We start from the raw sequence: 9,949 nt of genomic DNA, 5'->3' as shown, positions 1-9,949 counted from the left end.
GCCCCGGAGGACGGCCGGATGGACTTCGGCCCCGAGGCGATCGAGGTCCTGCTCAAGCGGATGGAGGACCACCGTCACCGCCTGGTCGTGATCGTGGCCGGGTACCCGCGGCTGATGGAGTCCTTCTTGCTCTCGAACCCCGGGCTGCGTTCCCGGTTCGCCCGCGAGATCATGTTCCCCGACTACTCCGTCGACGCACTCCAGACGATCTTCCACCAGATGCTGGCCCAGCACGAGTACACGCTGGAGCCGGGTGCGGACCAGATGCTGCGCCGCATCTTCACCGGGCTCCACGCGGGCGAGGACTCCGGCAACGCACGGTTCGCCCGCACGCTTTTCGAGCAGGCGCTCAACCGCCAGGCGCTGCGGCTGTCGCTCGACGCCGAACAAAGTCTCGACGCGCTCGATCGTGAGGCCGTCATGACGCTCACCGCGGACGACATCGTCGAGGCCGCGCTGGCCTTGGGCGAGAAGCCGGAGCCGGAACCGACGCCGGAACCGGAGCGGTCACGCTGGTGGCGCTGGCTGGTCTGACCGGATCTGCGGCGGCTGTCAGGCGAAGGCCCGTCCCGCCCCCGAGCGGGAAAAAGCACAACTATTCCACTGTTGTGCAACCGGAGGACAGCTTTCCTACCCACCCCAAGCTTGCTCGCTACGGCCCTGGACCCCCAACGGTCGCAAACAGCGCCACCGCGGCTTCGCGCTGCTCCTCAGACAACGAACTGCCCTTAAACCTGAAACTGCTCCCCGTAAGTTAGAACTGAATTTTCAGTCCAACTTTCGGGGAGCAGTTCACTAGCGACCCACTACCGTCCAGGATGGCCTTGCTAAGTACATCAGTAAGGGTCGTTTTTGACCGGGGATATGCTCTGGATATCGGCACAGCGTGAGCACCGCGGGGGACTCGGCTTCCGATGCATCTAGGGTGGCCTCCACTGCAGCTAGGCTGAGCGGCGTCCTGGGAGGCACTCTTAGAGGTCAGAGCGTCGGGGAATGACCGCAGCTAGCTTCTCCTGGGCTGCCCCGATGATCGTCGTCAGTTGGGGTGTATAGCCGGAATAGTCGGCGAACCGCAGAACGCCGTAAGTAAGCACCGCATCCGCCAGTTTCAGGACTTTCGTAATAGCCCCAGGATCGGGAGTTCGGTCAGTTGCGAACTGACCGGGTGAGATTTCTCTTCCTGGCTCCACTATTTGCAGCTCCAAGGCAGGCCACCTCTTGCCGTGCGCAGACCCCGCGGAAGCCCGCCACAAACGTTCAACCACCTCTGGGTCCGCCAGGTCGGCGTCCGCTGAACCCTTGACTGCCACTGTCGCAGCAGCCTCTTTGACAGCGTTCATATATCCGGGAAATCGACCTATCTCCTTCTCGTTGATGAAGGGTTCCAGTCGTTCCAGAACGACTTGGCGTGCCAGCCTAAGGCGCGTTTTTCTCTCATCACCCACTGCAGCTTTGCGCTGCTCATCCAGGTCGTCGAGCACAAGGCAGATGTGGCGTCGGGCGCGCTCTCGGGCCGAATCACCATTCATCATCCATACAGCCTGCGATGCTGACTCAATCGCGGCACGCGACAGGGTCTGAACCGGTCGAAACGTATGGGTCACCTCCGCGGCCTCATGGAAGTGGAGCGGCGCTACGTGGTCCGCCCATAGCGTCATATGCTCAATCCCCGCCGTCAAGAATTCTCGACACCAGTCAGAGGACCGCTCACGAGGGTAGTGGGCGGTTATCTCCTCGAAGTTGGACCCCTTCACGGGCTCCCCGATGTGTGAAAGCACGTCGGCCAACAGCCTAGACGACTGAGCTACTGCCACCCACGGTTCAACCGTTGATCTATCGACTGCGATTCTTCTAGCCACCGCCTCACTCTAATTCCCGATTCGGCGGGCGGACGGATAAACGTGGTCCGGAGTAATTGGTGTCCCTTCGAACGAGCTCTCGCGGGTTCTCGTCGCTTCGAGCTAACGAACGTTAGGATGCTGGCATGGCGTCAGTAAGCTAGACCGTTGCACGCGATTCATCAACTGCGAGACAGCAGCAATGAGTTCACGGCCTTCCGACGCTCGTGACGAGATTGCGGTGCCGGCGGCTGTCCGGACCCGGGCGCGAAAACTGGGCATGTCCTCCCGACCCGAAGAGGTCCTGGCCCTCACCCCCCGACGAATTTACGAAAATGACCACTAGCCGCCACGCCTGAGCAGCCACGAGCACGCACCGGCAGCCTGACCCGACGGCCTCAGCGAAAGTGACCCCCGGTCAGGACATGCCCCGCGCCGGGCGCCGCCGGAGGACATAGTCCGGCTATGCCCTGTCCCGGCGGCGAAGACTGGGCGGTGATGTCCTCCCCGAGCGCGAAGACTGGGCCTCACCCCCCGACGAATTGACGAAAATGCCCACTAGCCTTTGTGTCCTTGCCGGACGCGCGTTCCGGGCTGAAAATGTCATTTTCGACTGGTCCCTTTCGGTTGCGGGAGGGTCCGGGCAATGAGTCGGGTACGGCCACATGAATGATGAAGCCTTCGGCACCGGGAAGGACGAAAAGCCCCAACGTGTCAGGCGACACTGTGGGCCGCGAGGTGGGCTTCCTGGCTTGTTGAGTTTGAGTTGATTGCCGGTGAGACTCTGATAGTGTTCGGTAATCCACGGTCCTCCCGGCCACCCCTTAGGCCGGTTGTAGATAACGGGTGGGAGCTCGCGAAGTATCGCGAACCAAGGAGTTCTCAATGCATTTGTCGCCCAGGGAAAACGAAAAACTGATGATCGTGGTTGCCGCCGATCTTGCACGACGGCGGCAGAAACGCGGGCTCAAGCTCAACCATCCGGAATCCGTCGCGATTCTCACGTATGAGCTCGTCGAGGGCGCCCGCGATGGACGCCGGGTCGCCGACCTCATGAGCTACGGTACGAGCATCCTTACCAGGGAAGACGTAATGGAGGGTGTCGCTGACATGATCCGGGACGTCCAGGTCGAAGCGACGTTCCCCGACGGCACAAAGCTCGTCACCGTGCACAACCCCATTCGCTAGGCGAAGGAGACACCCCTTGAAACTCGGCGAATACATCCTGCGCCCGGAGCCCATCACATGCAATGCGGGCCTCATTCCCCGCGCACTGGCCGTGATCAACCGCGGTGACCGCCCCATCCAGGTGGGATCCCATTACCATTTCTTCGAGGTGAACGATGCCCTCGAGTTCGACCGGGAGGCGGCCTACGGCTTCCGGCTGGACATCCCGTCGGGCACCGCAGTGCGCTTCGAGCCGGGCGACGCCAAGACGGTCAATCTGCTTGCCCTGTCGGGCGAGCGGGAGGTCTACGGGTTGAGGGACCGCGTGAACGGCCCGCTCGAGCACAGCCGCGGTCTCATTTCACTTCAGGATGACACCAAATGAGTTTCCAGCTGAGTCGCAAGCAATACTCGGACCTCTACGGTCCCACCACGGGCGACGCCGTTCGCCTTGCTGACACTGATCTGTTCCTCGAGATTGAGCATGACCACACCAACTACGGTGAGGAGGTCGTGTTTGGCGGCGGCAAGGTCATCCGTGACGGCATGGGCCAGAACGGGCAGCTGGTTCGCGACGATGACATTCCCGACACGGTGATCACGAACGTGATCGTGTTTGACTACACCGGCATCTACAAGGCCGATGTGGCCCTGCGCGACGGACACATCTTCAAGATCGGCAAGGCGGGAAACCCCCAGATTTCCCGGGGAGTCAACATCGTCATCGGCGTCGCAACCGACATCATCGCGGGAGAGGGCAAAATCCTCACCGCTGGCGGCATCGATACGCACGTGCACTTCGTGAGTCCGGACCAGGTGCCGGTGGCGCTGGCTTCGGGAGTGACCACCCTGATCGGTGGCGGTACTGGCCCGAGCGACGCGAGCAAGGCCACCACCGTGACGCCGGGCGCCTGGCACATTTCACGCATGCTGCAGGCCACGGACAACCTGCCCATCAACATCGGCCTGCTTGGTAAGGGGCACGCGAGCGCGATCGAGCCCCTCGCCGAGCAGATCCGGGCCGGCGCCATCGGGCTGAAGGTTCACGAGGACTGGGGCGCCACCACGTCCTCGATCGACATGTCGTTGCGCGTGGCTGACGAGTATGACGTGCAGGTGGCCATCCACTCCGACACGCTCAACGAGTGCGGCTTCGTCGAAGACACCATCCGGGCCATCGCGGGCCGGGTCATCCACACGTTCCACACCGAGGGCGCCGGGGGCGGCCACGCTCCCGACATCATCAAGATAGCGGCGCTTCCCAACGTGCTGCCGGCGTCGACCAACCCGACGTTGCCGTACACGGTCAACACCATCGACGAACACCTCGACATGCTCATGGTCTGCCACCACCTGAGCCCCGACATCCCCGAAGATGTGGCCTTCGCGGATTCGCGTATCCGCAAGGAGACCATCGCAGCGGAGGACGTGCTGCACGACATGGGCATCTTCTCCATCACCAGCTCCGATTCCCAGGCCATGGGCCGGGTAGGCGAGGTGGTCCTGCGAACGTGGCAGGTGGCGGATGCCATGAAGCGCCAGCGAGGCAGGCTCGAGGGCGACCCCGAGGTGGGCGACAACTTCCGGCTCAAGCGCTACGTGGCCAAATACACGATCAACCCGGCCATCGCCCACGGCATCTCGGACTCGGTCGGAAGCATCGAGGAAGGGAAATTCGCCGACCTTGTGCTGTGGGACCCGATGTTCTTCGGCGTCAAACCCGAGCTCGTGCTCAAAGGCGGACAGGCCGTCATGAGCGTCATGGGAGATCCGAACGCATCGATCCCCACCCCGCAGCCGCGCCTCCTGCGCGGCAACTTCGGGGCACTCGGCACGGCCGTGCACTCCTCATCTATCACCTTCCTCTCCCAGGCCGCGATCGCGGCAGGCGTCCCCGGTCAGCTGGGCCTGCGCCGAGTGATCCGGCCGGTGAGCGGGATCCGGACCCTCACCAAGGCCGACATGAAACACAATGGCGCGACCCCTGACATCCAGGTCGACCCGGAAACCTACTCGGTGACCGTCGACGGCGAACGGATCACGGCGGAGCCCTCGACGGTGCTGCCCATGGCGCAGCGCTACTTCCTCTTTTAGACACGATTCCCCAAGGGGTATGCATGATCATCGACCACGTCATCGCCAACCGGCATGATCTCCCCGACGACGAGCTGGCCGGCCTCCACGAGGAACAGGTCCTCCTGCCGAGCGCGGAACTCGTCAAGAAAATCCAGCGGGTGACCACCGACCACGGCCGTGAGCTGGGCATCCGGCTCAGCAATGCCGCGGGCCCGGTGCGGGATCTCCGCGACGGCGACATCCTGTTCCGCGACCACAAAACGGTCATCGTGGTGACTGCCCTGGCAACCGACGTTCTTGTTATTGCCGCGCGCAGCATCCGTGAAATGGGGGTCGTGGCGCACAATCTCGGCAACCGGCACATGCAGACGCAGTTTTTCGACGCCGACAGCGAGTACACGGCCGAGGTGATGGTGGTGCAGTACGACCACACGATCGAGGCCTATCTGATCCACGTTGGCGTGCCGTACTCGCGCCAGGAACGCGTGGTGCCTGTGCCGTTTCGCCACGCCGAGCACACCCACTGAGCGCGTGAACGAGCCGCCGTCGTACCTGCTGCCGCTGTTGCAGCTGTCTGACTCCGCGCTCCCGACCGGGGGCTTCAGCCATTCTTTCGGAATGGAGACGTTCCTGGAACGTGGGCTCGTCGATGGTGAAGCGAGCTTCGCCGTCTGGTTGTGCCATTTTGTGCGTATCCAACTGACCCACAGCGACGGGTTCGCCCTGCGCCTGGCGTTTGAGGCGACCTCGCCCGAGGACCTCGCCCGGGTGGACCGAATGCTCGCCGCGGCGGCGTTGCCCCGTGAAGTTCGCGAGGCAGGAACCAAGATGGGCGCGCGGATGCTCGCCATCGCGGGCACGGTGGCGCCGAGTGCCCAACTCGCGGCGTACGCGGCCGATGTGGTGTCGGAGCGCTGCGCTGGGCATCCGGCCGTGGCGTTCGCCGTGGCAGGCCGGCAGCTGGGCGTGCCCCTCGGGGAACTGCTCGCGAGCTACCTCTTCGCCACGGTAACGTCACTGACCCAGAACGCCATTCGCGCTATCCCGATCGGGCAGAACGCCGGGCAGCGCGTGCTTCTGGGCGCCCACCACGAGGTCATGGACGCCGTCCGCCGCATCCAGCTGCTCGAACCCGATGACTTCGGGGTTGCGGCGCCTGGCCTTGAAATCGCCCAGATGCGCCACGAACGCCAGCGCGTCCGCATGTTCATGTCTTAGAAGTCCCGCGGTCCGCCGCACCCGGCACCCCCACACCTAGCAAGGAGCACCATGGAACTAATCAAGATCGGCATCGGCGGTCCCGTCGGAGCAGGCAAGACCCAGCTGGTGGAACGCCTCACCCGCCACCTCAGCGGCGAAGTTTCGATGGCCGCGATCACGAACGACATCTACACCATCGAAGACGCCAAGATCCTCGCGGCCAACGGCATCCTGCCCCTCGACCGCATCATCGGAATCGAAACCGGCGGCTGCCCGCACACGGCGATCCGGGAAGACACCTCGATGAATTCGGCCGCGGTGGAGGAGCTTCGGCAGCGCCACCCCGGCCTCGAAATCGTCTTCATCGAAAGCGGCGGAGACAACCTTTCCGCCACGTTCAGCCCGGAGCTCGTGGACTTCTCGATCTACATCATCGATGTGGCGCAGGGCGAGAAGATCCCGCGCAAGGCCGGCCAGGGAATGATCAAGTCCGACTTCTTCATCATCAACAAAATGGACCTGGCCCCGTATGTGGGCGCGGACCTCTCCGTGATGGAGGCGGACACCCTCGAGTTCCGCGGCGACAAGCCCTTCTGCTTCACGAACCTCAAGACCGACGAGGGCTTGGAGCACGTCATCAACTGGATCAGGCGCGACGTGCTCATGCTTGACCTCTCCCAGTGACGGCGGCGCCCGCCACTGTATTCCCTGTGCCTGGCACCGCTGCCGAACTCGCCGGAGTTCTCTCGCTTGTGGTGGGCGTGCGTGGCGAACGCTGCGTCGCCACGAGCCAGTACCATCAGGGAGCGCTCCGCATCCTGCGCCCGCACTACCTCGATGACACCGGCCAGGTCTGCTACGTGGTGGTCAATCCCGGTGGCGGGTACGTCGGCGGCGACGAGTACGAAATCGACATCACCGTCGAAGCGGATGCCCGGCTCCTGCTGACCACACAGGCCGCAACGAAGGTCTACCGCACTCCCGGCACCCGAGCCGAACAAAGGACGCACATTCGGCTCGGGCCCAACGCCAGCCTGGAATCCGTGCCTGACCAGTTGATCGCGTATCGCGGGGCAACCTACCGGCAGGCCACGGTGATTGAGATGCACCCGAGCGCCTCGCTGGTCATGGCCGAGGTGGTCACTCCGGGTTGGTCGCCGGACGGCACCCTGTTCGGCTACGACGAGATCCGCTTGCGGAACGAGATCGCTGTTGACGGCCGGCTGGCAGTGCTCGACAACCTGCTGATCCGCCCAGGGTCCGGCGGCGCCCCGGCCGTCGGCATGGCCTTTCTCGAGGACTACACCCACCTCGGTTCCCTCCTGGTGATGGACGCCCGCGTCGATGCCGCCCTACTCAACGAACTGCATGACCTGCTCCTGCCGCTTGCCGGCGGCTGCAACCTGGGCATGTCACTTCTCGACGGCGGCCTGGTGCTGCGGGCGCTGTCCCACGCCACCGAGCCGCTGGATGCGGTGATCCGCGCCGGGATCGACTTTCTGCGAGTTCGCTGGTTCGGCCAGCCCTGCCTCAACCTTCGGAAGTACTGATGAAGGCCGTCCTGACCTACCGGGAGCGGGAAACACTCCCGGCAGTCCGCCGCCTGGCGGTGACCTTTTCGGCCGTCGCCGCCCTCCACGGCGTGGTGCTGGCGCTGCTGGCCTTTTCGCTCAGCACCAATACCAGCCCTCTCTCCCTCGGCCTGCCCATCACCGCGTACCTGGCCGGGGTGAAACACAGTTACGACTGGGACCATATCGCCGCGATCGATAATTCCACCCGCCGCTTCGCCGCCCAGGGCCGCGCCCCGGTGAGCGTCGGGTTCGCCTTCAGCATGGGCCACAGCATGGTGGTGGTGGTGCTCGCCGGGGTACTCGTGGTCAGCGGCGCCGGAATAATGAAGAACCTGCTGAACGACGGATCGGCGGCGAATTTTGTTCTGAGCCTCACCGGGGCATCCGTATCGGCGCTGTTCCTGCTGACCATCGGTGTTTACAACGCCGCCGCGTTCCGCCGTACCGTCGTGTTGTATCGCCGGGTTAAGGGCGGCGCGCATGTCACTCGCGAGGGGCTCGCGCCGACCGGGCTCATAGCGCGCATGCTCGACAAACCCCTCTCCCGAGTCAAGCGCCCACGCGACATCTTCGTGCTGGGGTTCCTCTTCGGCCTCGGCTTCGACACGGCCTCGACCATCGCCTTCCTGCTGCTCACGGCGACGGCGGCCCTCGCCGGCATCTCCCCGGCCGCGCTGATGACCCTTCCCCTCGGATTCATGGCGGCGATGACACTGTGCGACACGGTGAACGGCGTCGCGATGATGAAGATGTACCGAAGCGCCGTTGTCCACCCCGCGCGCCGTATCGGCTTCAACATGGTCATCACGGGCGTCTCCGCGGCCTCTGCCCTGTTCATCTCGGCGATCACGATCTCCGGGATTCTGCACCGGGTTCTCGGGCTCACCGACCCTGTGACCACCTTCCTGGCCGAGCTCGACCTCGGCCACGCCGGGCTCGGCCTCGTGGCACTGCTGCTGGTCATCTGGGCCGCGCATACATGGGCGCGCCGCGCCGGCGAGGCCACGGCGACGACATCGCGGCGAAACCCGCGCGCATAAGGCGGGGCCATTGGTGGTGTGTTTGTGCGCGCCAGTCATCGGCCCGGCGGTTCAAAACGACCGGTACATGGTCCACTGCGGGCCGGCGTCGCCGCCGAGGTACTGTCCGCGGTCCTCGAAGCCGGCCTTGCGGTAGGCGGACTGCCCGGCCGGGTTGAGTTCGTTGACGGAAAGCACGACGCCGGTCTGGTCGCCGCCGAGCGCTGCCGTCAGTTTGGCGGCCTCCCGGACGGCAGCCTCGGCGGCCAGGGTGCCGAGGCCCATTCCCTGGTGCCGGCGGTCGATCAGGAAGCCGCGGAGCAGCCAGGCGGAATCGTCATCCGGCCACCCCGCGAGGGTCGCGGCACCGGCCTGCAGCGTCAGCACCCCCACGGCGGCACCGTTGGAGTCGACCGCAAACGGGTAGCGTGATTCCTCTTCCAGCGCAATCAGCACCATCCGCAGCGGATCGCCGACGAAGTTCCGCTGGTCCTGTCCGAGTTCAAGCTCCGCGATCTCCCCCAGTTTGATGGCGCGGGCGTCGTCGTCGAGGTTCTTCAGCGGAAGCAGCCACACATTTTCAGACATGACAGAAGCGTACCCAAGCGGGAGGTGCGGTCCGTCGTCGGGCGCGAGGATCGCGCTAGAGTGCGGCGTCCTTCGGCGGTCCGGCGGGATCCATCCAGAAGACTTCCCAGAGGTGCCCGTCCGGGTCCTGGAAGCTGTGGGTATACATGAAACCGTAGTCCTGGGCTTCCTCGGACGGCGTGCCGCCGGAGGTCAGCGCCGCCCGCACCAGCTCGTCGACGGCGTCGCGGCTGTCCACGGAGAACGCCATGATGGCCTCCGCGCTGCTGCTGGCGTCGGCGACCGGCTTGGAGGTAAAGGTCTTGAAGTAGCCCTCCACCAGCAGCATCACGAACGCGTCGTCATTGATGATCATGGACGTGGCGTTCTCGTCGGTGAAGTCGGGGTTGAAGGAGAAACCGAGCGCGGTGAAGAACGCGACGGATTTGTCGAGGTCCTGGACGGGGAGGTTGAGGAACATTTGCTTGGCCATGGGCCCAAAATAGCA

At 64.4% G+C, this 9,949-nt stretch carries 11 protein-coding genes and 1 pseudogene; 9 read left to right on the top strand and 3 right to left on the bottom strand.

What is annotated here, in order from left to right; translation table 11 throughout:
- Positions 1–534 (top strand): annotated as a pseudogene (locus tag ABIB26_RS14060) (AAA family ATPase); the annotation flags it as partial.
- Positions 535–971: 437 nt separating this feature from the next.
- Here ABIB26_RS14060 and ABIB26_RS14055 read toward each other — a convergent pair.
- Positions 972–1,859, bottom strand: coding sequence for a hypothetical protein (locus ABIB26_RS14055; RefSeq protein ID WP_354244115.1), 888 nt, complete (start codon positions 1,857–1,859; stop codon positions 972–974).
- Positions 1,860–2,723: 864 nt separating this feature from the next.
- Here ABIB26_RS14055 and ABIB26_RS14050 point away from each other — a divergent pair.
- The 8 genes from ABIB26_RS14050 to ABIB26_RS14015 all read left to right on the top strand — a co-directional run bounded on the left by ABIB26_RS14050 (position 2,724) and on the right by ABIB26_RS14015 (position 8,895).
- Positions 2,724–3,026 (top strand): urease subunit gamma, encoded by a 303-nt coding sequence (locus ABIB26_RS14050; RefSeq protein ID WP_354244112.1) that lies wholly within the window; start codon positions 2,724–2,726, stop codon positions 3,024–3,026.
- A gap of 16 nt (positions 3,027–3,042) precedes the next feature.
- Positions 3,043–3,390 carry an urease subunit beta gene (locus tag ABIB26_RS14045; protein ID WP_354244109.1) on the top strand — a complete coding sequence of 116 codons (348 nt, stop codon included), beginning with the start codon at positions 3,043–3,045 and terminating at the stop codon, positions 3,388–3,390.
- Positions 3,387–5,099: an urease subunit alpha gene (gene ureC, locus ABIB26_RS14040; protein ID WP_354244106.1), complete on the top strand. Its 1,713-nt coding sequence runs from the start codon at positions 3,387–3,389 to the stop codon at positions 5,097–5,099. The genes ABIB26_RS14045 and ureC overlap by 4 nt, the downstream gene beginning before the upstream one ends.
- Before the next feature lie 23 nt (positions 5,100–5,122).
- Complete coding sequence (gene ureE, locus ABIB26_RS14035; protein ID WP_354244104.1) at positions 5,123–5,608, top strand: urease accessory protein UreE; 486 nt, start codon at positions 5,123–5,125, stop codon at positions 5,606–5,608.
- Positions 5,609–5,699: 91 nt separating this feature from the next.
- Positions 5,700–6,299, top strand: coding sequence for an urease accessory protein UreF (locus ABIB26_RS14030; RefSeq protein WP_354244101.1), 600 nt, complete (start codon positions 5,700–5,702; stop codon positions 6,297–6,299).
- A 51-nt stretch (positions 6,300–6,350) separates the two neighbouring features.
- Positions 6,351–6,965 (top strand): urease accessory protein UreG, encoded by a 615-nt coding sequence (ureG, locus tag ABIB26_RS14025; RefSeq protein WP_354244098.1) that lies wholly within the window; start codon positions 6,351–6,353, stop codon positions 6,963–6,965.
- Positions 6,966–6,991: 26 nt separating this feature from the next.
- Entirely contained in the window at positions 6,992–7,831 is an 840-nt protein-coding gene (locus ABIB26_RS14020) for an urease accessory protein UreD (protein ID WP_354244096.1), read from the top strand.
- Positions 7,831–8,895 carry a HoxN/HupN/NixA family nickel/cobalt transporter gene (locus ABIB26_RS14015; protein WP_354244094.1) on the top strand — a complete coding sequence of 355 codons (1,065 nt, stop codon included), beginning with the start codon at positions 7,831–7,833 and terminating at the stop codon, positions 8,893–8,895. Before ABIB26_RS14020 ends, ABIB26_RS14015 begins: the two co-directional genes overlap by 1 nt.
- A 51-nt stretch (positions 8,896–8,946) precedes the next feature.
- On the opposite strand, the gene ABIB26_RS14010 is transcribed toward ABIB26_RS14015, so the two are convergent.
- Positions 8,947–9,462, bottom strand: a complete 516-nt coding sequence (locus tag ABIB26_RS14010; RefSeq protein WP_354244091.1) for a GNAT family N-acetyltransferase — start codon at positions 9,460–9,462, stop codon at positions 8,947–8,949.
- A gap of 55 nt (positions 9,463–9,517) precedes the next feature.
- Positions 9,518–9,934 (bottom strand): VOC family protein, encoded by a 417-nt coding sequence (locus ABIB26_RS14005; RefSeq protein WP_354244088.1) that lies wholly within the window; start codon positions 9,932–9,934, stop codon positions 9,518–9,520.
- Between the last annotated feature and the right edge of the window lie 15 nt (positions 9,935–9,949).

Origin of the sequence: Arthrobacter sp. UYEF20 (genome assembly GCF_040546335.1) — a bacterium.
In the GTDB taxonomy this organism is placed as follows: domain Bacteria; phylum Actinomycetota; class Actinomycetes; order Actinomycetales; family Micrococcaceae; genus Arthrobacter.
Note: the sequence above shows the minus strand (reverse complement) of the source record. Positions and strands in the feature narration are given on the sequence as shown.